Raw genomic sequence first — 23,108 nt, 5'->3', positions numbered from 1 at the left:
CGAGAACTCTCGCCCCGTTAGCCTCTCTATCGTGTTCGGCCGTACCCGCTCGGTCGGCGGGAAGGCGCGCGGATCATGGCCACGAGTGTGGGGCTCTACATCGGTTCGGCCACGTCGGTGGCCGTCTGCCGGACCCGCAACTCCGTCAATCCCGACGACCCCGACAACGCGGGCGATTCGCTGTTCACCACACCCACGGCGCTACGGCTCTCCGGCGACGGCGGGGCACGCCTGCTCGATGACGGGGACGCCGACTTCGGCGCCACCACCGCGACCGACTTCGTCCGCCACATCGACTCCGGCCTGCCCGTGCTGCTGTCCGACGGCAACCACTACTACCCGGCCGATCTGGTTGCCGCGACCGCGTACTGCCTGGTGGCCACCATGGCCGACCTGTACGGCACCACCGATCACCCCACCTGCGTGGTGGTGCACCCGTCCACGTGGAGCCCACAGTCGGTGGCCGACGTGCGCGCTGCGCTGATCAACGTCGGGCTCGGGAGCGCAGACCTGGTCTCCGACGACGTCGCCGTCGCTGCGTGGTGCACCTCTGCGGCCACTGGGCCCACGGCCGTGGTCGACGTGGGGGTCGATCTGACACGCGTGGCGCTGATCGGCACGGCAGCGGTCGGCAACACCCGGCTCGAGGTGGACAACCCCACCGGGCGCACCTTCACCGACAGCCTTGCCGCGCATGTTCTCGGACGGGCCGGTCTCGGCATCGAGGAGGTGCGCACCGACCCGGGTTTCGGTGCCTTCATGGCCGCGTGCGAAACCGCGAAGGTGTCACTCTCGTCCGCCGAGTCGGTCGCGGTCCGGGTGGCACTGGCCGGGGTGGTCGACGACATCGAGGTCACCGCGGCCCAGTTCACAGCGCTCGTCGCCCGTCCGGCAGGCGCGGTGCCCGCCCTGGTCGACGACTGCCTCATCGCGCACGGACTCGACCGGTCGGCGGTGTCGTCGGTGGTGCTGATCGGCGCGGCCGCCCAATCCCCACCGCTGCGCGCCGCCTTCGGGCCGTCGGTGATCGTCGAACCGCACGCGGCCGCTCGCGGAGCTGCGATGATCGCGGCCGAGCGAGAGGTCGCCGAGGCCAGCACCGAGGTGTTCCCCGCCGTCGTCGATCCGGCCGCCGGCCGACACCACGGCGGCAGCGCCGCGGCGTACAGCGGAGCGGTAGCCGCTCTCGCCCCGGCACCCGACCCGGTGGCCGAGACGGCCCGGTCCACGCGACCGTCTCGCCGGATCATCATGATCGCGGCGGCTGTGCTGACCTTGCTGGTGGTGGCCACCGCGGCCGCCTTCGCACTGCGCCAGCCCACGGTGGCGCCGGCGGTTCCGGTGCCGATCACAGGCTCGGCGCCACCGCCCACCACACCGGTCCCCTCCACCACCTCCGCGCCGCCCACCACGGCGGCGACCACGACCGCGGTGACGACGCCGTCGTCGTCGGTACCCGCTCCCGCTCCCGCTCCCGCCCCCGCCCCGGCCCCGGCCCCCGCACCCGCGCCGGCACCGCCGGTGCGGCCCACCTCGCAGCAGCCGCCCACCGTCACCGTCGCGCCGACCACCGCAGCGCCCACGACGACCACGGCGCCCACGACCAGCACCACCGCTCCCACCCCCTCGTCCACGTCGGTGGTACAGACGACTTCGGTGGCGCCCGCACCCGCCGCCTGAACGGCAGTGCCGGTATGCTTCCGCGCGGGGATAGTGGAAACGAGTTCTGTGCATGCTCTTCACGACCACGGCCGGGTCGACCGGGTACCGCGTTCGTCTATTTGCCGGTGCGCTGACGGTTGCTCTTGTGGGGACGCTGTCGGCAGCGGGAACCGCTGCGGCCGAACCTGATTCGGGTAGCGTCCTTCCGCCGGAGCTGATCACGGCCATCGACCGGGATCTGCACATGACGCCGCAGGAGTACCTGGACCGGTCCGCGCGTGCCCAGGAGCTGCGCACCTACGCGGGGGCCTTCAGAGCCGCGCGTCCGGCGGAGTTCGGCGGAGCCTGGCTTGCCGCGGATGGTGAGCCCACGGTGGCGGTGACCTCTCCGGAGGCGGCCGCTGCCGTCGCGCGCGACGGTTTTCGTGCCACTCAGGTGCCGGTGTCGGCCGACAGCCTCGACGCGTCGCTGAACCAGGTCTCGGCGTGGGCGTCGAGCCTGCCCCGCGAGGTCAGCTCACAGATCAACTTCGTCTCGGTGGACCTGCTGCAGAACAAGGTTGTCGTCGACATCATCAACAGTGCGCTCGGGCGACTGCTGAACCTGCCCGCGCTCATCGCGAACCTGCAGGTGATCCTGTCCCCGCTGCCGCCTGCACCGGCGACGGCGGTGGCGATCGGGGGCGACGCGTACGTCACGTCCGCGGGTCCGATCTCCGATCCCGCCTCGACCGTGGAGGTCTGCTCGTTCGGCTTCAACGCCGTCGACAGCCGCGGTCGAGCGGTCACCGTCTCCGCCGGTCACTGCGTCCCCGACGGCAACAGCAGAGCCGCGGTGCACCTCGCCGACCCCGCCGACCTGCGTCGGGGTCCGCAGGTGGGTTCGTTCACGCGGTCGAGCGTCGGCTCGGACCGCAACCTCGACTACTCGGTGATCACCCTCAACGATGCCGGGATCGCCGCGGGCCTCGACCGCCCGGCCGTGCGCGGAATCGGGGGCGGCGCGCTGCCCATCACGGGCACCGCGGTCCCGGTGGTGGGCGCACCGGTGTGCAAGAGCGGGGACGCATCGTCGTTCACCTGCGGGGTCGTCTCTGCCGACCGGGTACGCACACAGCTCTACCTCGCGGACGGCAGCAGCCCCACGGTGGACGGCTTCTCCACCACCGCATGCACCCTCGCGGGCGACAGCGGCGGCGCCATCGTCACCGGAACGCTCGCGCTGGGGATCACGAGCGGGTCCAACGTCAACACGGCGCGCAGTTGCATCGACGCCGCACTGTCGGTGGCCGGCCTGGGCGGCACGGCCAGCCTCGGGATGCCCATCAGGCCCATCGCCGACGCCGCCGGGGTCACCGTTCGAACGGCGCGGTGACGACCCTGGCGCCGGTCCGAACCCGCACCGGCACACCTACCCGCAGGACCGTGCTGAGGTAGTCTCTGGCCCGGGGTCCGAGTCTCGGGCCCCGCGATGCTCATCGGGGGCCGAGGGAGCGTCGTGACCGGCTGTGAAAGGTGCGCTCCGTGGATCTCCTCCCCATCCTGTTCAACATCGTCAACTACATCATCACCATCGTGAACAACGCCGGGGCGCTGCCCAAGCTGAGCTGACGAGACGGGCCGTGCGAGCCCCGACGCCATCGATGGCGTCGGGGCTCGTTCTCGTTTCGGGATACGCCATCTCCGCCGGGCCGCCCCCGATCAGATACTGGATCCGTTTCTGAACAGACGAAAGGGACGGTTCGGCTGCGCAGAACCGCGTCGATCTGTAACATACGCCGGGACCGGATCCGGTCAGATGGAACCGACCGATGTTCGGTTCTCCGCACCCGAAAGGAACCACACGTGAGTCTCATTGCCACCCTCACTGCTCTCTCCGGTCTTCTGACCGCTCTGATCGCCGGGCTGAAGTTCTTCGGCAGCTCCTAGGGAGTAGGCGGCGGCCACCACCGCCGCAACCGATACGACGTGAAGAGCCCCGGACCATCTGGTCCGGGGCTCTTCACGTGCGTGCTCGCAGTGCGGCGACTCAGGGAGCGGGCGGGGCCGGAGGCGCCGGGGTGGCGAACTTGGTGGTGCCGGGGGCAGCGGTGATCGTGTTGTAGTAGTCGATGCCGGCGACGATCAGGGTCGGGCCGCCGACGATGATCGTTCCGGCAACGCTGCCGATTCCCGCGCCGGACACCGCACCCGCGATGCAGCCGGGTCCTGCGATGATGCAGCCCGCGATTGCTCCCACGATGGTGCCGGTGAGGCCACCGATCGAGCTGGCCAGGGCGAGCTGCGAGGTGAAGAACTGGTTGGCGGCCTGATCCTCGGCGGGCGAGGCGACCTTGTTCTCTCCGAGCAGGCCGGGGATGGGTAGCGCGCTCAGGTCGGGAGCGGCGAGGTTCGGCACCAGCGTCACGGTGCGTCCCTCGTCGGTGACGGTGGTGGTGTACGGGAACTGAATGCCGTTGAGGTTCAACGTCAGCGGCAGCGTCACCAGAACAGCGCCGTCCGCGCCGAGCAGGTTGACGGTCTTGCCGTCGTCGGCAACCTTGAACACACCGGCGTCAACGGTGGTGGTCACGCCGCCGTTCTCCGCGCGCGTGGTCCAGTTGACGTTGGGCGCGGCCGGCGCGGGATCGGCGAACGCCTGAGCGCCGGAGGCGCCCAGTGCCGCGGCGGCAATCATCGATGTTGCAACGAATCGACGCAGTCTCATCGGGTAGTTCTCGTTTCTCTCGTGGTGACGTGCCCTGCAGGGGATTCCCGTTGCTCACACCGTGCCCCCCGACACGAATCTGGCACGGCTTCGGCGCAGGTCGCGTTAGCCATGGTCGAAGAGACCATAACAGCTGTGCGCTTATCGTTCGATGCGCCGGACGACAAAGATTTCGAGGATCCCGCCGGTGGGATGCTGTGCGCGCGCCGATACCGTGGTGCAATTGTCGCGGTGGTCGCAGTCCGGTCGGGAGATCACCTGCGAGAATGTATGGTTACCCAGCAGTAGGCCTACGCTGGTTACCGGCTAGTAACTCCACGAAAGGCAGCAGTCATGAACGCCGTGACGATCACGCTCGGCACCGTCGGTGCTCTGTTCAGTCTGGTGTGTTGGGCATATTTCTTCCGCGGGGTCGTCACGATCATCCGCAGCATCCTGATCGGCCAACCCGACTCGTCGCGCTTCCGGCCCGTCATCCCGCGCCTGCGGCAGATGATCGTGGAGTTCGCAGCGCACACCCGGATGAACAAGTTCCGCAGTGTCGGGTGGGCCCACTGGTTGGTCATGGTGGGCTTCCTGCTCGGTTCGGTCCTGTGGTTCGAGGCCTACGGTCAGACGTTCGACCCGGAGTTCCACTGGCCGATCATCGGCGATACCGCCGTCTACCACCTGCTCGACGAACTGCTGGGTATCGGCACGGTCGTGGGCATCCTCACCCTCATCGTGATCCGTCAGCGCAACCACCCGCGCGATCCGGCCCGACTGTCCCGCTTCGGCGGATCGAACGCCAGGGCCGCCTACTTCGTGGAGATCGTCGTCCTGGCCGAGGGCCTGGGCATGGTGTTCGTCAAGGCCGGCAAGATCGCCACCTACGGCGATGCGAACCCCTACACCGACTTCTTCACCATGCGCCTGGCCGAACTGCTGCCGGCCAACCCGACGATGGTGTCGGTGTTCGCCTTCATCAAGTTGACCTCGGGCATGGTGTGGCTGCTGGTGGTCGGCCGCAACATCACCTGGGGCGTCGCCTGGCACCGCTTCAGCGCGTTCTTCAACATCTACTTCAAGCGTGAGGACGACGGCGGCGTCGCACTCGGTGCCGCCAAGCCCATGATGTCCGGTGGCAAGGTCCTCGACATGGAGACCGCCGACCCCGACGTCGACTCGTTCGGCGCCGGTCGCATCGAGGACTTCACCTGGAAGGGCTGGCTGGACTTCTCCACCTGCACCGAGTGCGGACGCTGCCAGTCGCAGTGCCCTGCCTGGAACACCGGCAAGCCGCTCTCGCCGAAGCTGCTGATCACCTCGCTGCGTGATCACGCCAACGCCAAGGCTCCCTACCTGCTCGCCGGCGGCCGCAAGGATGCCGGCGGAGACGAGATCGGCCTGGTCACCGCGGACGGCAAGCCCGACGAGGCCAGGCTGGCCAAGATCTCCGACGCCGCGCGGGCCGAGGCCGCGCGCCCCCTCGTCGGCGAGAGTGCGGTCGGGGAACTCGGCGGCATCATCGACCCCGAGGTGCTGTGGAGCTGCACCAACTGCGGAGCCTGCGTCGAGCAGTGCCCGGTGGACATCGAACACGTCGACCACATCCTCGACATGCGCCGCTACCAGGTGCTCATCGAGTCCGAGTTCCCCACCGAGCTCGCCGGCCTGTTCAAGAAGCTCGAGAACAAGGGCAATCCGTGGGGTCAGAATGCCTCCGACCGTCTCAACTGGATCAACGAGATGGAGTTCGAGGTTCCTGTCTTCGGCCAGCAGGCCGAGAGCTTCGAGGACTACGAGTACCTGTTCTGGGTCGGCTGCGCCGGTGCCTACGAGGACCGCGCGAAGAAGACCACCAAGGCCGTGGCGGAGCTCCTTGCCACCGCCGGGGTGAAGTTCCTGGTCCTCGGTGCGGAGGAGACCTGCACGGGCGACTCCGCTCGTCGCGCGGGCAACGAGTTCCTCTTCCAGCAGTTGGCCCAGCAGAACATCGCGACCATCGACGCAGTGTTCGAGGGGGTCGAGCCCAGCCGCCGCAAGATCGTGGTCACCTGCGCGCACTGCTTCAACGCCCTGGGTAACGAGTACCCGCAGATCGGCGGCAAGTACGAGGTGGTGCATCACACCCAGCTGCTCAACCGCCTGGTGCGCGCGAAGAAGCTGGTTCCGGTTGCCACCACCACCAGCCAGGACATCACGTACCACGACCCGTGCTTCCTCGGCCGTCACAACAAGGTCTACAACGCTCCCCGCGAGCTGATGGCCGCGTCCGGTTCCACCCTCGAGGAGATGCCGCGTCACGGCGAGCGGTCCATGTGCTGTGGCGCCGGTGGCGCTCGGATGTGGATGGAGGAGAAGATCGGCAAGCGCATCAACATCGACCGCGTCGACGAGGCACTTGCCACCCTGGGCACCGGCGGTACGGCACCGAAGAAGATCGCCACCGGCTGCCCGTTCTGCCGCGTGATGCTCCACGACGGAGTCACTGCACGTCAGGAGGGAGCCGAGGGTGACGCTGTCGAGGTGGTCGATGTGTCGCAGCTGATCCTCGGAGCCATCACCCGCCTCGAGCCGTCCGCTCTCGCCGAGAACATCAAGGTGGTTCAGACGCCGAAGAAGGTTGCGGCCACCGTCGCTGCGGCGCCTGCCCCGGCGGCGCCGACCGAGACGACGGCACCGACAGCGGACGCGGCATCGGCGCCTGCCACCGCACCGAAGGCCGATACGCCCGCCGCGGCGGGAGGGCTGAAGATGAAGGGCCTCGGCCGTGCCCCCGGCGCGAAGGCACCCGGTGCGAAAGCACCCGGCGCCGCAGCCCCGGTCGCGAAGGCTCCGGCAGCCGATGCGGCCGCACCCGCTCCCGCACCCGCGACACCCGCCGCTCCGGCGACGCCTCCGAAGGCCGGGGGTCTGGGCCTCAAGGGCGGGGCCAAGGCGCCCGGGGCCAAGAAGCCGGCCCCCGCAGGTACCGGCAACGGTGCCACGACCAACGGTGCCACCAACGGCACAGCGGCCAACGGTGCCACCAACGGCACAGCGGCCAACGGTGCCACCAACGGCACAGCGGCCAACGGTGCCACCAACGGCACAGCGGCCAACGGTGCCACCAACGGCACAGCGGACACCGGCGCAGCCACGGACGGTGCAGCCGCCGACAAGCCGAAGGCTGCGCCCGCTCCCAAGGCCGGCGGGTTGGGCTTCAAGTCCGGGGCGAAGGCACCGGGCCGCAAGAGCTGAAAGCCCCACCGAACCCACCCGCGTGCCCTCGGTACGCGGGTGGGTTCGTGATTCGAGGCTAAACTCGGGCGGCGGGGGTACCGATCGGTTCGAAAGGAGCGCCCATGGCAGCACCTGCTCGATACGCCGCCATGCAGACCTGGCTGTTGAACAAGCAGTTCGATGGTGCGTCGGCGGTCACCGACCTCTCGCTCTACATCCCGGCCGGCACCCTCTACGGCGTCGTCGGCCCCAATGGCGCCGGGAAGACCACGCTGCTGTCGATGGCAACCGGATTGGTGCGGCCCACCTCGGGCCGGGCCTGGATCAACGGACACGACGTGTGGGCCGACCCCATCGCCGCACGTGCGCGCGTGGGACTGCTGCCCGACGGGATCTCGCTCCCGGAGGCACTACCCGGCCGAGCTGCGCTGCTCTACGTGGCGATCCTGCAGGGCCTCAAACCGCGACTCGCTCATCAGCGATGCGAGGAACTGCTGCACGTCCTCGACATCGCCGAGGCCGGTGATCGCGCGGTCTCCACATATTCGGCAGGAATGAAGAAGAAGATCGGCCTGGCCGCGGCACTGATCCACTCCCCGTCCCTGCTGGTTCTCGACGAGCCGCTCGAAGCGGTGGATCCGGTATCGGCATTGACCATCCGCGGACTGTTGGAAAGTTACGTCGCCCGCGGCGGGACGGCCGTCGTCTCGAGCCACTCCATGCCGTTGATCGAGCAAATGTGCTCGCACGTCGCCATTCTGGCGGGCGGGCGACTGGTGACCGACGGACCCATCGACGCGGTCCGCGCGGGCAACTCCCTCGAGGGTGCGTTGATGGAGGCGGTCGGCGGTCGGCGCGAGTCGGCGGAGCTGACGTGGCTGGGCAGCTGACCGACCCCCGACACCCGACCCGCATGCGGGGTCCGGCCCCGCTCCCGTGCGGCGGAGCCACGCCGGCCGTCGCGCGACGCACTCTCTACGAGCTCGACAGCGCCATCCGCCGGGGCACCGCGAAGAACCGCATGGCACTGCGCGTGCTGTTCCTGATGGCGGTCGTGTTGATCCTGCTGTCGCTGCTGGCGAACACGATGCTCATCGAGGCCGGCCGCAGCCGCACCACGATCGGCGCGGTGGTGTCGCTGCTGGTGCTGGCCGGGCTGGTGATCTACCCGATCGTGACGGCGACGGGCGGACAGGGACTGCAGGCGCGGCACGTACGGCACCTGCCCGTCCGCGCCGCCGACCTGCGTGCGGCGCTGACCACGTCGGCACTGCTCTCCCCCGGAGCTGCCCTGACCTTCGTCGGACTCTCGATTGCAACGGTGGCCACCGCCACCAGCGGGACGTCGCCGGTGGGTGTCGCGGTGACCTGGGCGGCAACTGTGCTGTTGACCGTGGTGGGCGTGGCCGCAGCGCGGGTGACGATGATCACGTTCGAGAACGCGCTGAACTCCCCGACCGCTCGGATCGTCGCCACGGTGGTGGGTGTGATGGTCGGCGCCGCCGGTTACGCGCTGTTCACGGTGCTCGGCAACGTGGCCGCCGGAATCGGCGCCGACGAGACCGTGCGCACCCTCGCCCGCGCGGCGCCGTCGGGGTGGCCGATCCTGGCCGGTGAGGCGGTCACGGACGGGCGCTGGTGGCTGTCGGTGCTGCTGCTGGCAGGCCTGGTCCTGACGGCGGTGGCGCTCTACCGCGCCTGGGCAGTACTGCTGCAGCGCGCACTCGACGGACGCTCCGGCACCCGCGCACAGCGTCCGTCGGTTGCGGTAGACCACTCGCGTGATCGCATCCGCGGTCCACTGGTCACCGCGATCCTGAGCGAGGCGCAACTGCTCGTGAAGGACACTCGGCGCCTGGGTCTGCTGATGATGCCCGCAGTGTTCACCGTCCTCGGGGTGGTGCTGCTGCTGACCTCCGCCGACGTCTACGGCATGGCGTACGGCGCACCGATGGTCGTGATCATTGCCGGGTCCGCATTCTTCAACGCGTACGGCCTGGACGGGCGCAGTTTCTGGCGTCTGGTGGTGGTGCCGGGGGCCGCGCGGCTGGCCCTGAACGCTCGGATGGTGCTCGTCGGGATCGTCACCGGGACGGTAGGGGTTGTGGCCACCATCGTCGGACGAGTGTTCTCCGACGCCGACGCGTCGACCCTCGCCCTCGCCGTCGCCGTGCTGGTTGCCGGGGTGTGCGGGACGTCGGCGGCGTCGGGCGTGCAGTCCGCACTGAGCCCCTACGCGGTCCCCGAGTCCTCCGGTACCAGCGCGTTGACTGCCCGCGGATCGATGTCGAGCCGCGCCGTGGGGGTGTCCCTGGCGGTGATGCTGTCCATTGCGCTGATGTGTGTGCCCGGGGCGGTGCTCGCGGCGCTGCTGCCCGGTGCGGCAGCGTGGGCGGGTGTGGCCGTGGCCGTCGCTGTGGGCACGGCGGCGGTGCTGCTGGGTCGACGCCGCGCCGAGAGCCTCGTGCTGGCCCGAGGCCCGGAGATCTACGCCGTGGTTGTCGGTCCCTGACCGTTGCCACGACCCGGCAGCAGGTGTTGCCGGTAGAAGTCGAGTTCGGCCTCACGCGAGTGCACGATGGTCTCGAGCTTGCGAAAACCGTGTGACTCGCCCTCGTACGCGATGTATCGATGGGGAATACCCTTGGCCACCAGGGCATCGCGAAAACGTTCGGCCTGTGACGGCGGCACGATCGGATCCTCTAGGCCCTGCAGCAGCAACACCGGGCAGTTCACACCGTCGACGTTGTTCAGCGGTGCGCGCGAGCGGTACAGGTCGACCGCCTCGGGCAGTGGGCCGATGAGCCCGTCGATGTACCGGGACTCGAAATCGTGCGTCTCCGTGACGAACTTCTCCAACTCGGCGACACCGAAACGTGATGTACCGCAGGCGAACACATGCGACGAGGTGAGCGCCGCGAGCACCGTCCACCCGCCGGCGGAGCCGCCCTCGATGGCCAGCCGGTGCCGATCCGCCAGACCCGAGTCGGCGAGTGCGACCACCGCGGCGACGGTGTCCTCGACATCGACGATGCCCCACTGGCCGCGCAGCCGAGTGCGGTACTCGCGGCCGTAGCCCGAGGAACCGCCGTAGTTGACGTCGATCACGCCGTAGCCACGCGAGGTGAAGAAGGCGTACACCGGGTCCAGCCGCGGGGCCACGTGCGCGGTGGGTCCGCCGTGGACGAACGCGATGTACGGCGGCAGTTCCCCTGCGGGAGCGGTGAACTCGGGATTGGTGGGCGCGTACACCACCGCATGGACCTCGCGCTCCGGGCCGTCGAAGCGCATCGGGGTGCCGACCGGCAGGTGGTCGGGATACTCGAGGGGGTCGACGGACAAGCGGATGTCGGTGAGGTGGATCGACCCCGCCGGTGGTCCCGCGAGCACGTCCGCGAGGTCGATCAGCCGGATTCCGCCGGGTGTCCGAGCGCCGCCGGTCCGAAGCAGAACTCGACTGCCGTCGACGTCGAGAATCGACACGCTCGTGTTGTCACCGAGGTCGATGTCGGTGTACGCACCGGTTGCCGGGTCGAGCAGGGCCAGAGTGTCCACCCCGACGGTGCGCACGGTCAGCAGAGCCCCACCGGGCAGCGGTGCGTAGAACCGCGCACCCAGGTTCCACAGGGGCGCGCCGACGTCTGCCGCGATCGCCCCCACGTCGACGGGTTCGCCGGCGCCGCCGGTGAAGCGAACCGGGTTCCACCACCCGCTGCGGTCGGTGACGGCGTAGAGGTCGGAGCCGATCCACTCCGGTTGCAGCACCGACTCCTCCGGACCACCTGCGAGCACGTCCCAGGTACCCACTCGGCCGTCGTCGATGTCCCCGACACGCAACTCGGTTCCGTCCCAGGGCATCTGCGGATGATCCCAGGCAATCCAGGCCAGGCGCGAGCCGTCCGGCGACACCCGCGGGTAGGCGAGGAAGTGCGAGCCGGCGACCACCTCGCGGACCCCGGACCCGTCGAGTGCCACGGTCACGATGGCGCGGGTGACCGACTCGGCGATGGTCTGCGCCGGGGTCCGGTCGTCGGGTGCGTGCACCTCCTGCACGCACCACACGCGGTCACCGCGCACGGTCAGGTCGCCGTAGCGAACGCGGGAACCGGTCTCGGGGGTCAGCGGCAATGGCTCACCGGATCCGGCGCGCAGTAGGTACAGCCGCTGTTCGCCGTACTCGGCGAACACCAGGTCGCGGTCGTCGGTGACGGCCCACGCCCCACCGCCGTACTCGTGCACCCTGGTGCGGGCATCCCACGGCGCGGGCAGCACGTCGACGGGATCGCTCGCCGTTCCCGGTTCCGCACCGCTGCGTCGAATACTGGTGCGGCCGTTCTCCGTCGGGCGCGACTCCGCCCACACCACGCCCCCGCCACCCGCTACGTCCCCGCCCGCTGCTTCCCCACCCGATGCTTCCCCGCCCGATGCTTCCCCGCCCGAGCGCACGAAGCATGCGCCGCCCACCGGATGGCCGCCGGCGGCGAGATCGGTGGCCGAGATGGGCGAATCCCAGAGTCCGTACGGTGCGCTGATCACCCCTCGAGGCTACCGGCCGGGGCGGGCTCGAATCAGGAAGTCGAGCAGAATCGCGTTGACGCGATCGGGCGCCTCGATGGTCATCCAGTGCCCGGCACCGTCGATCCGCTCGTAGCGCCACGGACCGCTGACGTACTGCGCCGAGAGCACCATCTGCGGTTCCAGGAGGGCGAGGTCGCGGCTGCTCCATACACCCATCGTCGGCACGGTCACCGCGGGCAGGGTGACCGGCGCAATCATCTGCGCTGCAGTGCGATTGGCGCGATAGAGATTCAGTCCGGCAGTGAGATGACCTGGTTGGGCCAGGCGTGCGACGGTCCGCTCGATATCGGGGTGCCGAGTGAATTCGCGGAAGTTCGCGAAGTCGTCGGCCGACAACCACTGCTCCGCGACCCCGGGTTCCTGGAAGAAGAGCATGTACCAGCTCCTTCGCAGCTGCTCGATCCCACCGCCGGCCAGCGCCGACGGGTGCCCCACGCTCAGACACGTGGCGGACGAGAACAGCTGCGGCGCACGGGCAACGAGCGGCCAGGTCAGCGCGGCACCCCAGTCGTGCCCGACCACGTGTGGTCGGTCGAGTTCCAGCGCCTCGACCAGACCGACGATGTCGCGAATCAGTTCACCCGCGCGGTACGCCGCCACGTCCGTCGGACGATCGGATCCACCGCATCCCCGCAGATCGGGCCGGATCACCCGAAAACCGGCCGCGACGAGGGCGTCGACCTGACCGTCCCACACCGTGTGGTCGTCGGGCCACCCATGGATCAGCAGAACCGGATCACCGTCGCCGTGGATGTGGACGTCGAGGGCGATGCCATTGGTTGCGATCCTGGTCATGGGGCGGGCCGTCAGCTGCCGGGTATCGGGCAGATCGACTTCTCCGCCTGTGCGAGTGCGACCAGGCGCAGCGGGTCGTAGCCACGTGCGGCCACGACGGTGAGGGTCGAGCTGCCCAGCGCAGCAAGGCATCCCGGCGCGGATCGCAGCGCCGAGGTGGCTGCGAGCCCGGTGACGATCTCGGTGGTGTGGCGGTCGATGGCGGCGCGTGCGGTGTCGATGTCCGGGCTACCGGGCGGGGTGAGGGCGGGAACGGCTCGCCACAGATCGATCAGACCACGCTGGACGGTCTTGCTGGCGGTGATCGAATCGGTGATGACCCGGCCGGCCACACCGACGGGCAGACCCACGCTCGCCCCTGTCGTCTCGGCGTTGGTGATCACCACGGCTTCCCGCTTCGGGTCCTCGATCGGCGCGCCGGAGATCAACTTCGACTGGGCGACCGCGGGGGCTGCGTCGAGCCGATCGGCTATCGCACCGACCAGGGCATCGAAACTCGTTGCCGCAGTGACGGTGACAGGTTCGCTGGTGACCGGCGCGGCGGCGGCCGGGGCGGGATCGGCGGACGCGGGCGCCGAGGCTCCGACGACGACAACGGCGGACACGATGGCGGTGACCAAGGCCTTCTTCATGACCTCATGCTCACCTATCGCACGGGAGCGATCAACTCGGCACCGTTGTTGCGGACACTGTTGACCCGGGTGCTCACCTCGCGCGGCGACAGAGTGGGCGGGGGGACCGAGGCCACCATCTCGGCGACGGTATCGAGCGAGGTCAGAGCAGGATCGAGCCAGCGGTCGCGCATGTCCGGCGGGATCAGCACCGGCGAGCGGTCGTGGATATGGCCGAGCTGGTCGGTGGCCGGTGCAGTGAGCACCGTCACCGAGCACACCCACCGCGCCGGGTCGTCGTCGCCGCGCTCGGGGTCACGCCAGAACTCGTAGAGACCGGCCATCGCGAGCACGTCGTCGGCGTGCAGGAAGTAGGGAACCTTCGCGCCGTCGCGCTTCTCCCATTCGTAGTACCCGTCGGCGGGGACGATGCATCGGCGCGCGGCAGCGGCGCTGCGAAAGGCCGGTTTGGTGGTGACGGTCTCCGAGCGGGCGTTGATCATGCGCGCACCAATTTTGCGGTCGGTGGCCCACGAGGGGATCAGCCCCCACCGGGCGGTGCGCAGCGCTCGGTCCCCGTCGGGACGGTCGACGACGATGCGCACCGGGTCGGTGGGGGCGACGTTGTAGTTGGCGGGCACCTCGTGATCGAGTGCGACGACGACGTCGAACACCGAGCTCAGGTCGGCGTCGGACCGGCTGTTGGCGTAGCGACCGCACATGCGATCAGGGTAGACCGCACCGCTACCAGGGACCGGCGGCGCCAACCGGGTGGACATTTCTATTGGGTGGACATTTCTATTGGGTGGACACCGAGTGCGACCATGGTGCGGTGAGTAATCAGACATCCGCACCCGTGGGCCCCGGTCAGCGCGTGTTCGAGCAGTCCAGCAAGTTGCAGAACGTGCTCTACGAGATCCGCGGTCCGGTACACGCCCATGCGGCGCGCCTCGAGGCCGAGGGGCACCGCATCCTCAAGCTGAACATCGGCAACCCGGCACCGTTCGGTTTCGAGGCTCCCGACGTGATCGTGCGCGACATGATCGCCGCGCTGCCGATGGCGCAGGGCTACTCCGAGTCCAAGGGCATCCTCTCCGCGCGTCGGGCGATCGTCACGCGCTACGAGTTGGTTCCGGACTTCCCGTACTTCGACGTCGACGACGTCTACCTCGGCAACGGTGTCTCCGAGCTGATCACCATGACCATGCAGGCACTGCTCGACGACGGCGACGAGGTGCTGATCCCCGCGCCGGACTTCCCGCTGTGGACGGCGATGACGACGCTCTCGGGCGGGCGGGCCGTGCACTACCTGTGCGACGAGGACAACGGCTGGAACCCCGACATCGAGGATCTGGAGTCGAAGATCACGCCGCGGACCAAGGCGCTGGTGGTGATCAACCCGAACAACCCCACGGGCGCGGTGTACTCGCGGGACGTGCTGACCCGGCTGGTGGAGTTGGCGCGCAAGCACCAACTGCTGCTGATGGCCGACGAGATCTACGACCGCATCCTCTACGACGACGCCGAGCACGTCTCGCTGGCGACACTCGCGCCGGACCTGCTGTGCCTGACGTTCAACGGGTTGTCCAAGGCCTACCGGGTGGCCGGGTACCGGGCGGGGTGGTTGGTGATCACCGGGCCGAAGGAGCACGCCGCGGGCTTCATCGAGGGCGTCGATCTCATGGCGTCGACCCGACTGTGCCCGAATGTTCCTGCCCAGCACGCCATTCAGGTGGCCCTCGGTGGTCACCAGAGCATCGAGGACCTGGTGCTGCCGGGCGGGCGGCTGCTCGAACAGCGCGATGTGGCGGTCGCGGGTCTGAACTCGATCCCCGGCGTGAGTTGCGTGGCACCGCGCGGTGCGCTGTACACCTTCCCGAAGCTGGACCCGAACGTCCACGAGATCCACGACGACGAGAAGCTGGTGCAGGACCTGCTGTTGAGCGAGAAGATCCTCGTGGTCCAGGGCACCGGGTTCAACTGGCCACGAACCGATCATCTGCGCATCGTGACCCTGCCGTGGGCGCGCGACCTCCAGGGCGCCATCGAGCGGATGGGCAACTTCCTCGCGTCGTACCGCCAGTGACCGCGCACCCCGGTGCACCCACCGACCCCACCGACCCCACCGAGGCGTTCATCGCGGCCCTGCCGAAGGTGGAGTTGCACGTGCACCTCGAGGGGTCGATGTGGCCGTCGACGCTGCGGGCGCTGGTGGACAAGCACGGGCTCGACGGATTCCCCGCCACCGATGCCGATCTGGCGCGCTGGTTCGAGTTCCGCGATTTCCCGCACTTCATCGAGGTGTACCTGCAGTCCATCGAGGCGCTGCGGGACGAGGACGACTTCGCTCGCCTGGCCTACGACTCGATCAGCGCTCTCGCCGGGCACAACACGCGGTACGCCGAGATGCACGTCTCGCTGTTCGGGCACCTGATGCGTGGTGTGCCGGCACCGGTGGTGTTCGACGGCATCGAGGCGGGCCGGCTGCGAGCGGAGGCCGAAACCGGCCTCGCGGTGCGGTGGATCCCGGACTTCCCCGGCGACTACGGCGTCGAGGCCGCGGAGCAGACACTCGACGCCGTGCTCGCACACGCACCGGAGTCGGTGGTGGCCTTCGGGATCGGCGGCATCGAGGTCCCGCGTGAGCCGTTCGGTCCGGTGTTCCGGCGCGCACGCGAGGCCGGGTTGCACAGCGTGCCGCACGCCGGTGAGACCGAGGGCCCGGACCGAGTGTGGTCGGCGCTGCGGGATCTGGGGGCCGAACGCATCGGCCACGGCATCGCCGTGATGCGCGATCCGGGACTCGTGGCGCACCTGGTTGAGCGGGCGATCCCGATCGATGTCTCGCCCACCTCGAACCTGCGAACCCGCATGGTGTCCACGCTCGCCGACCACCCGCTGCCCGCGATGATCGAGGCCGGCCTGACGGTGACGCTCAACAGCGACGACCCGTCGATGTTCGGCACCGATCTCAGCGCCGAGTACCGGGCGGCGGCAGCGATGGGTCTCACGCACACCGACCTGGGGGCGCTGGCGCTGGCCGCGGTCGACGCGTCGTTCCTCGAGCCGGAGGCAGCGGCGCTGCTCGCGGCGGAGATCGAGAGTGTCGTGCGGCCCCGATCACACCGTTCGGAAGAGTAAGTAGTACTCTGAGTTACATCGCCGTCACAGGCGATCGAGAGCACCGATCGAGCCCCCACACCCCCCGGTGGCTCGGTCGGTAGGTGGCGGGGGACACCCCCCCTGCTTCCCCGCCACCGCTCCTCTCGCCCACCGCTAGTCTGGGTCGGTGAGTCACGCCCACCGGCCCAGCGGTTCCGCCCACTCGCACGCTCACTCTCACGACCACGGGCCGATACCGGTCGGACCTGTGGCGTCGCGAGTGGTGGTGGGACTGCTGACGGTCATCGGGATCGCGGCCCTGGCCGCGGTGGTGATCCTGTGGCCCGCGAAGCCAGATATCGCTGTTCCCCTTCCCTTCCAGTCCGCGACCGGTGGCGCCGTGGCCACCGAGAGCGGCACGGTGACGATGCAGGACGTCGGCCCGTGCGGTTCCTCGTCGAACGGACGGGTCTTCACCGGTGCCCCGACACCCGCCCCGAGCGCCTCGTACCAGTGCTCGCGCAGCATCGTGCGCATCGACACCGGCGCCAACGCCGGCACCTCGACGCTGCTCGAGATCACTCCCGGCCCCGGTCAACCGACACTGCAGGTGGGCGACGCGATTCGCCTGGTCCGCGGCACCGACTCGTCCGGCGTGGCCATCTACGGGTTCGACGACTACACCCGCGGAACCGGTCTGGTGTGGGTGGTGGTGGTCTTCGCGGTGATCGTCGTCGCCGTCGCACGGTGGCGCGGACTGCGCGCGCTGATGGGGATCGGCGTCGCATTGATCGTCCTGGTGGTGTTCGTCCTACCCGCCATCCTCGCCGGGACGTCGGCTCTGCTGGTCGCCCTGGTCGGCGGAACGGTGATCCTCTACGTGGTGCTCTACCTCGCTCACGGGGTGAACCTGCGCACCAGCGCGGCCCTGCTGGGCACCCTCGCCGCCATGGGTCTGTCGGCGGTCCTGTCCCAACTCGCCATTTCCGTGACAAAGGTGACCGGGCTGTCGGAAGAGCAGAACACCAATGTTCAGGCCTTCCTCGGACAGGTCTCCATCCCCGGTCTGCTGCTCGCCGGATTCATCATCGGCTCGCTCGGCGTGCTCAACGACGTCACCATCACGCAGGCGTCGGCGGCGTTCGAACTTGCCGCGCTGGACGCCCACGCCTCGCGCAGATCTGTGTTCGGTGCGGCCATGCGGGTGGGCCGCGATCACATCGCCAGCACCGTCTACACGCTCGTGCTGGCCTATGCGGGCGGCGCGCTGCCCCTGTTGCTGCTGTTCAGCGTGTCGAACCGGTCGTTCGAGACGGTCCTGACCGGTGACGCGGTGGCCATCGAGATCGTGCGCTCGTGCGTGGGCGGCATCGCTCTCGCCCTCGCGGTGCCGCTGACCACCGCGGTGGCGGTGGCGTTGGCGCGGCCGCCGCGCACCCGGCGAGGTTCGGCGGGGGTCCCCGACCCCGACACCGCCCCGATCCCGCGACCGACACGTGGTGGCGGACGCCATTCGGCCTGAGCCGCCGCGCGTTGTGACATATAACGCCTCGAACGCCAAAAGAACGCGATGTTCGAAGTAGAGTTCCTAAACAAACTCCTGTACTGTTTTGTCGAGGTTCGGGGAACCATGAGTACGTAACCGTCGTCGTGAGTCCATGCCGACGGGTTGTCAGGCGGGCACGAGCCGCGCCGACCAGACGTGGAGGAACACCATATGAACACCCTGACCGCCGAGGACGTCACTCGCATCCGCGACGTGATCGCGAAGTTCGGCAAGCTGCCCGTCGACATCTCCAGCATCGGCGATCAGGACGACCTCTACGACAGCGGTCTGACCTCGCACGCCAGCGTGAACATCATGATCGCTCTTGAGGACGAGTTCGACATCGAGTTCCCCGATCGTCTGCTGCAGAAGGCCACCTTCGCCTCCGTCGCGGCCATCGCCGACGCCGTCGCAGAGCTGGCGTGATCGCATGACCACACTCGAGAACCCCGACGTCACCGACGCCGCAGTCGCAGCGATCGCGCGGTCGGCCAGTGCCGCGTCCCTCGAGGACGTGCTGGCCGTGGTGCGCAGCAGCGCCGAGCTCGTCGATCGCGACGCCACCTTCCCCGCCGAGTCCATCGAGGCTCTGCGCAGCGCCGGTCTGCTCGCCGCGTCCGTGCCCACCGAGTTCGGTGGCGCCGGGATGTCGCTGACCGAGCTCACCAGGATCTCGCGCGCCCTCGGCGGCGAATGCGCCTCCACCGCCATGATCTTCGCGATGCACCACATTCAGGTGCTCTCGCTCGTGCGCCACGGCCGCTCGTTGCCCGCGGTGCGCGAGCTGCTGTCACAGCTCGTGGCCACCCAGCCGCTCGTCGCGTCGGCGACCACCGAGATCAACATCGGTGGCGACGTCCGCTCGTCGGCATGTGCCGTCGAGCGCGACGGAGACCGGTTCACCCTGGTCAAGAACGCACCGGTGATCTCGTACGGCGAGTACGCCGACGTCATCCTCGCCACCGCGCGCCGCAACAGCGACAGCGCACCGAGCGATCAGGTGCTGGTGATCTGCCGTCGTGAAGACCTCACCCTGCAGAAGACGGGCACGTGGGACACCATGGGGTTCCGCGGCACCTGCAGCCCCGGCTTCATGTTGCGCGCGAGCGGCTCCGTCGACTGCATCCTTCCCGACAGCTACAGCGACATCTCCTCGCGCACCATGCTTCCCACCGCGCACGTCCTGTGGGGCGGCGCGTGGCTCGGTATCGCCGACGCCGCGGTTCGCAAGGCCCGCAAGTCCGTCCGTAAGCTCGCGCTCAAGAACCCGGGCACCACCCCGCCGTCGGCGTCGCGTCTGGCCGAGCTCCTGGTCACCCACCAGCAGCTTCACGACACGGTCTTCACCGCCGCCACCAAGTTCGACGAGATCGCCGACGAGCCCGATCAGCTCAACTCGCTCGGGTTCGCCCTGCAGATCAACAACGTCAAGGTCACCGCGTCGAGCCTGCTCATCGACATCGTCGCCCGCGCGCTCTACATCACCGGCATCGCCGGGTACCGCGAGGACAGCGAACTGCGGATGAGCCGCCACCTGCGCGACTCGCACGGCTCGGCCATCATGGTCAGCAACGAGCGCATCCTGGGCCACAACGCTCAACTCGCCCTCGTCTACAAGGGCATCTGATGACGGCGACCGACGTCCGTCCGGTCACCGACCTGGACACCGCGCGCGCACAGTTCCAACGTGAGCTGGTGGCGGCGGGACTGCTGATCCCGTCGTCCATCGACGGGCTCTACGGGCGCTCCGGCGAGTTCGAGGACATCATCGAGCTCATCGACAGCCGCGTCCGCGCCGAGGGCACCGCTGCTCACGGCGCAGGGCTGAAGCGCTTCCGATTCCCGCCGGTGTTCCCGCGCGAGGCGTTCGAGAAGACCGACTACATTGCCTCGTTCCCCAATCTCACCGGTGCGATCAGCACCTTCGGCGGCGACAACAAGGCGCACGCCGAACTGCTCGCCGATCGCTCCGACGGCAAGGACTGGGACCACCACCTCGAGTCGGCGGGCACCATGCTGGTCTCCGCGGCGTGCCACCCGTCGTACTCGATGCTCGCGGGCGCGCTGCCCGAGGGCGGGGTCACGATGGACGTGTACGGCTACTGCTTCCGCCACGAGCCGGCCATCGATCCGGCGCGTATGCAGGCGTTCCGCATGCACGAGTTCGTGCAGGTCGGAACTCCGGATCAGGCTGTGGAGCACCGGGAATCGTGGATCTCGCGTGGACTCGACGTGCTCGAGGGCCTTGGGCTGACCGCCGAACCGGTGATCGCCAACGACCCGTTCTTCGGTCGCGCCGGTCGCATGCTCGCGGCCAACCAGCGCAACGAGAACCTCAAGACCGAGCTGGTGGTGCGGCTCTACGGCGACCTCGATGAGGGTACGGCCGTGGTGTCCTGCAACTGCCACCGCGATCACTTCGGTCACACCTTCGGCATCACCACCGCCGAAGGTGAGGAGGCGCACAGCGCGTGCGTCGGCTTCGGGATGGAGCGCATCGCCCTGGCGCTACTGCGCACCCACGGTCTCGACACCCGGAAGTGGCCGGCGAACCTCAAGTTCTGACCGGGCTACTGCTCGACGATTCGGGCGCGGGCAAGTGAGTTCAGTGCGCGCACGTGCCCGGTCGGTTTTCTCGAACCGCCCGTGAGCGTCACCGTCCGCCGCCCGGCGGGAGCGAGGTGGAACCAGGAGTCCGACACCTCCCACCCGTCGACGTCGACGCAGACGTACTGGGCGGCGTACTGTGCACCGACCTCGATCTCCCACCCGTCGTCGGTCGGGCGCGCAACGGCTGTCAGGCCCACCGTGTTCTGAATCGGCAGCGCCGGGCCGCCGACCAGCCGTACCTCGTGGGCGACGATCCGGTCGCCGACGCGCACGGTCACCATCACGGCGTCGGCGACACGGGGTCCGAAGCGGTGCGCATGCGACGCATCGGTGAAGCGGCCGATCTCAGCGTCGACCGTGGTGGCCGACGACCCGTGCGCGGGCACCTGCACCTCGCGGGTGGATTCGGCCACCACCGCGCCCGTGCGTCCCACCACGGCGACATCCAGCGAGGCGGTCAGCGTGTTCGGTCGGTCGTTGACCACCTCGATGCGGTGCCCGTCCATTCCCTCGTCGGTGAGCAGGATCGCCACTGGAGCACTCAGGCGGGCCAGAGCGAACCAGGGCGCCTTGCGCCCACCCGCGGAGTCGGTGAACCCCCACCCGGCACCGGGCTCGAGATCGCGCAGGGTCAGCACCAGCGCCCCCGCGCATCCGGATCGTGCACTGCGCCAATACGAATACGCCTCCACCACGGCCTCGCAGATCGCCGCGCGCCCGTAGTCGAGGTACCGCTCGGCGTCGTCGCGGCGTACCAGGGACGGTTCGACCTCGAACATCTTGCGCACGTAGTGGTCGCGAACGTCCTCGAAGTCCCATGACGATCCGCGATCGCGCGGCACTGCGGCCTTCCACTGCGGCAGGTGGCCGGCCGCGTTGGCCGAACCGAAGGCCGCATCCACCACTCGACGCTCGGGCGGCACCGCGAACGCCAGCGACTCGGCGGCGAAACGCACACCGGCGCTGCGGATGTCGGAGACCGGACGCAGATACCCGCCCACACCGAAGTAGTGCGCCACCCCGGATCCCACATGGGTGGCCAGGTCTCCCCCGGACGGTGAGGACACCACGTACGGCACGCGCTCACCCACCAGGGCCGGCACGGTCCGATCGATCAGGAGCACGTCGCGGGCCGCGGCGTCGAGGCCCAGCATCGTGGGCTGCTGGTGGGTCTCGCTACCACCGCTGAGCACCGCGAACGACGGCCGCAGCCCGGCCGTCCCGAGCAGCGTGCGCACCTCGTCCGCGATGTCGAGATCGTCGGGCGGGTCGAGGGTGGCGAGCATCAGGTCCTGCCAGACCAGCACACCCTGGCGCGCACACTCGTCGAAGAACGCCTCGTCCTCGTAGACCATCGTGCCCGTCACCCGCACCATGTTCAGCCCGGCCGACCGAACGGCCTCGATGGCCGCGCGCAGTTCTGCGGGGTCGTTCTGCAGGGTGATCGGGTTCAGGGGAACCCAGCAGCCGCCCCGGCAGAAGATCTCGATCCCATTGACCCGCACCGTCATCGATGTCCGATCGAGCTCCACCGATCGGAATCCGACGGGCGGGTGATCGCGGCCGTCCACCGTCACCGGGTAGAGCACCGGATCACCGTGGGTGTGCGGCCACCAGGGCCGCACACCCGGCACCGGCAGCGACGCATCGAGTACGCCGTCCTCTGCGGGCACGGTGAACCGGGCATCGGCCACGGCGACGGTGACCGACGGCGCCGCCGTGGTACCTCGCACGCGCAGCAGGCCCGCACCGTTCCACTCACCGGAAACCTGCACTGCATCAACAGCTTCCGCTGCATCGATCAGCAGCACCGGACGCCACGGACCCACCGGCGACGGCGCCCCCGAGAACACCGGAGCTCGGCCCAGCATCGACGTACGCACCCACCGCAGGCCCTGCAGAGCCGTCATCGACGACCGCCAGCGCCCACGGGGCCGCCGCGCGCGCAGGTGCTCGGTGAGTGAGCGCACCACCACGATCACCTCGTGCTCACCGGCGGCAACGGGCACGTTCACCGGGGTGAACATCGACGACGACGTCGCCACCTCGATCCCGTCCAGGCGCACCTCGGCCAGCGTGGCGATCCCGCCGAAACGTAGCGCCGAGTCAACATCGGCGGTGATCACGGTGGTGAACCACCAGTCGAACTCGTCCAACCGATCGAGTGCGATCCCGACCTGATCGGCCACCGCCGCCGCGGTTCCCGGGACCTCGATGTCGGTCCAGGTGTCACCGGGCGGCTCGCCGAGGCCCGGCTCTGCGGGCTGGACGCGCCAGGACCGCACCGGGATCG

At 69.1% G+C, this 23,108-nt stretch carries 17 protein-coding genes; 11 read left to right on the top strand and 6 right to left on the bottom strand.

What is annotated here, in order from left to right:
• Nucleotides 1–75: 75 nt before the first annotated feature.
• Both ACY48E_RS03475 and ACY48E_RS03470 read left to right on the top strand, forming a co-directional pair.
• On the top strand, nucleotides 76–1,680 hold the full coding sequence (locus ACY48E_RS03475) for a hypothetical protein (protein WP_462870706.1): 1,605 nt from the start codon (nucleotides 76–78) through the stop codon (nucleotides 1,678–1,680).
• Between the two features lie 52 nt (nucleotides 1,681–1,732).
• A complete protein-coding gene (locus ACY48E_RS03470; protein ID WP_462870705.1) occupies nucleotides 1,733–3,037 on the top strand; it encodes a S1 family peptidase in 1,305 nt (434 codons plus the stop codon).
• Between the two features lie 654 nt (nucleotides 3,038–3,691).
• Here the strand turns inward: ACY48E_RS03470 and ACY48E_RS03465 are convergent.
• A complete protein-coding gene (locus tag ACY48E_RS03465) occupies nucleotides 3,692–4,369 on the bottom strand; it encodes an ammonium transporter (RefSeq protein ID WP_462870704.1) in 678 nt (225 codons plus the stop codon).
• 333 nt (nucleotides 4,370–4,702) lie between these two features.
• On the opposite strand from ACY48E_RS03465, the gene ACY48E_RS03460 reads away from it, so the two are divergent.
• From ACY48E_RS03460 to ACY48E_RS03450, 3 genes are all read left to right on the top strand, one after another.
• A complete protein-coding gene (locus ACY48E_RS03460) occupies nucleotides 4,703–7,591 on the top strand; it encodes a (Fe-S)-binding protein (RefSeq protein WP_462870703.1) in 2,889 nt (962 codons plus the stop codon).
• A 104-nt stretch (nucleotides 7,592–7,695) separates the two neighbouring features.
• Nucleotides 7,696–8,463, top strand: coding sequence for an ABC transporter ATP-binding protein (locus ACY48E_RS03455; RefSeq protein WP_462870702.1), 768 nt, complete (start codon nucleotides 7,696–7,698; stop codon nucleotides 8,461–8,463).
• On the top strand, nucleotides 8,448–10,085 hold the full coding sequence (locus tag ACY48E_RS03450; RefSeq protein ID WP_462870701.1) for a hypothetical protein: 1,638 nt from the start codon (nucleotides 8,448–8,450) through the stop codon (nucleotides 10,083–10,085). Before ACY48E_RS03455 ends, ACY48E_RS03450 begins: the two co-directional genes overlap by 16 nt.
• Here ACY48E_RS03450 and ACY48E_RS03445 read toward each other — a convergent pair.
• The 4 genes from ACY48E_RS03445 to ACY48E_RS03430 are packed head-to-tail and all read right to left on the bottom strand — an operon-like array spanning nucleotide 10,061 to nucleotide 14,279.
• On the bottom strand, nucleotides 10,061–12,109 hold the full coding sequence (locus ACY48E_RS03445; protein ID WP_462870700.1) for a S9 family peptidase: 2,049 nt from the start codon (nucleotides 12,107–12,109) through the stop codon (nucleotides 10,061–10,063). The two genes, ACY48E_RS03450 and ACY48E_RS03445, sit on opposite strands and share 25 nt — an antisense overlap.
• Before the next feature lie 9 nt (nucleotides 12,110–12,118).
• Nucleotides 12,119–12,946 (bottom strand): alpha/beta fold hydrolase, encoded by an 828-nt coding sequence (locus tag ACY48E_RS03440; RefSeq protein ID WP_462870699.1) that lies wholly within the window; start codon nucleotides 12,944–12,946, stop codon nucleotides 12,119–12,121.
• 11 nt (nucleotides 12,947–12,957) lie between these two features.
• A complete protein-coding gene (locus ACY48E_RS03435; protein ID WP_462870698.1) occupies nucleotides 12,958–13,578 on the bottom strand; it encodes a chorismate mutase in 621 nt (206 codons plus the stop codon).
• 14 nt (nucleotides 13,579–13,592) lie between these two features.
• Complete coding sequence (locus ACY48E_RS03430) at nucleotides 13,593–14,279, bottom strand: SOS response-associated peptidase (protein WP_462870697.1); 687 nt, start codon at nucleotides 14,277–14,279, stop codon at nucleotides 13,593–13,595.
• A gap of 110 nt (nucleotides 14,280–14,389) precedes the next feature.
• Between ACY48E_RS03430 and ACY48E_RS03425 the strand changes: the two genes are divergently transcribed.
• From ACY48E_RS03425 to ACY48E_RS03400, 6 genes are all read left to right on the top strand, one after another.
• Nucleotides 14,390–15,643, top strand: a complete 1,254-nt coding sequence (locus ACY48E_RS03425) for a pyridoxal phosphate-dependent aminotransferase (protein ID WP_462870696.1) — start codon at nucleotides 14,390–14,392, stop codon at nucleotides 15,641–15,643.
• Nucleotides 15,640–16,698 carry an adenosine deaminase gene (gene add / locus ACY48E_RS03420; protein ID WP_462870695.1) on the top strand — a complete coding sequence of 353 codons (1,059 nt, stop codon included), beginning with the start codon at nucleotides 15,640–15,642 and terminating at the stop codon, nucleotides 16,696–16,698. The genes ACY48E_RS03425 and add overlap by 4 nt, the downstream gene beginning before the upstream one ends.
• Before the next feature lie 148 nt (nucleotides 16,699–16,846).
• Entirely contained in the window at nucleotides 16,847–18,181 is a 1,335-nt protein-coding gene (locus ACY48E_RS03415; protein WP_462870694.1) for a YibE/F family protein, read from the top strand.
• Nucleotides 18,182–18,376: 195 nt separating this feature from the next.
• Nucleotides 18,377–18,631: an acyl carrier protein gene (locus ACY48E_RS03410; RefSeq protein WP_462870693.1), complete on the top strand. Its 255-nt coding sequence runs from the start codon at nucleotides 18,377–18,379 to the stop codon at nucleotides 18,629–18,631.
• 4 nt (nucleotides 18,632–18,635) lie between these two features.
• Nucleotides 18,636–19,832, top strand: coding sequence for an acyl-CoA dehydrogenase family protein (locus ACY48E_RS03405; RefSeq protein ID WP_462870692.1), 1,197 nt, complete (start codon nucleotides 18,636–18,638; stop codon nucleotides 19,830–19,832).
• Nucleotides 19,832–20,770 (top strand): amino acid--[acyl-carrier-protein] ligase, encoded by a 939-nt coding sequence (locus ACY48E_RS03400; RefSeq protein ID WP_462870691.1) that lies wholly within the window; start codon nucleotides 19,832–19,834, stop codon nucleotides 20,768–20,770. The genes ACY48E_RS03405 and ACY48E_RS03400 overlap by 1 nt, the downstream gene beginning before the upstream one ends.
• Nucleotides 20,771–20,775: 5 nt before the next feature.
• On the opposite strand, the gene ACY48E_RS03395 is transcribed toward ACY48E_RS03400, so the two are convergent.
• Entirely contained in the window at nucleotides 20,776–23,100 is a 2,325-nt protein-coding gene (locus ACY48E_RS03395) for a glycosyl hydrolase 2 galactose-binding domain-containing protein (protein ID WP_462870690.1), read from the bottom strand.
• Between the last annotated feature and the right edge of the window lie 8 nt (nucleotides 23,101–23,108).

The sequence above is a fragment of the Rhodococcus sp. AZ1 genome (assembly GCF_054979605.1).
This window is presented reverse-complemented; position numbering and strand designations above follow the sequence as displayed.

What these genes read in the sequence shown, in the direction of transcription:
- ACY48E_RS03475 (WP_462870706.1), top strand. Translation starts at nt 76, where the DNA reads ATGGCCACGAGTGTGGGGCTCTACATCGGTTCGGCCACGTCGGTGGCC.
- ACY48E_RS03405 (WP_462870692.1), top strand. Translation starts at nt 18,636, where the DNA reads ATGACCACACTCGAGAACCCCGACGTCACCGACGCCGCAGTCGCAGCG.
- ACY48E_RS03430 (WP_462870697.1), bottom strand. Translation starts at nt 14,279, where the DNA reads ATGTGCGGTCGCTACGCCAACAGCCGGTCCGACGCCGACCTGAGCTCG.
- ACY48E_RS03470 (WP_462870705.1), top strand. Translation starts at nt 1,733, where the DNA reads ATGCTCTTCACGACCACGGCCGGGTCGACCGGGTACCGCGTTCGTCTA.
- ACY48E_RS03460 (WP_462870703.1), top strand. Translation starts at nt 4,703, where the DNA reads ATGAACGCCGTGACGATCACGCTCGGCACCGTCGGTGCTCTGTTCAGT.
- ACY48E_RS03400 (WP_462870691.1), top strand. Translation starts at nt 19,832, where the DNA reads ATGACGGCGACCGACGTCCGTCCGGTCACCGACCTGGACACCGCGCGC.
- ACY48E_RS03465 (WP_462870704.1), bottom strand. Translation starts at nt 4,369, where the DNA reads ATGAGACTGCGTCGATTCGTTGCAACATCGATGATTGCCGCCGCGGCA.
- ACY48E_RS03410 (WP_462870693.1), top strand. Translation starts at nt 18,377, where the DNA reads ATGAACACCCTGACCGCCGAGGACGTCACTCGCATCCGCGACGTGATC.
- ACY48E_RS03455 (WP_462870702.1), top strand. Translation starts at nt 7,696, where the DNA reads ATGGCAGCACCTGCTCGATACGCCGCCATGCAGACCTGGCTGTTGAAC.
- ACY48E_RS03440 (WP_462870699.1), bottom strand. Translation starts at nt 12,946, where the DNA reads ATGACCAGGATCGCAACCAATGGCATCGCCCTCGACGTCCACATCCAC.
- ACY48E_RS03435 (WP_462870698.1), bottom strand. Translation starts at nt 13,578, where the DNA reads ATGAAGAAGGCCTTGGTCACCGCCATCGTGTCCGCCGTTGTCGTCGTC.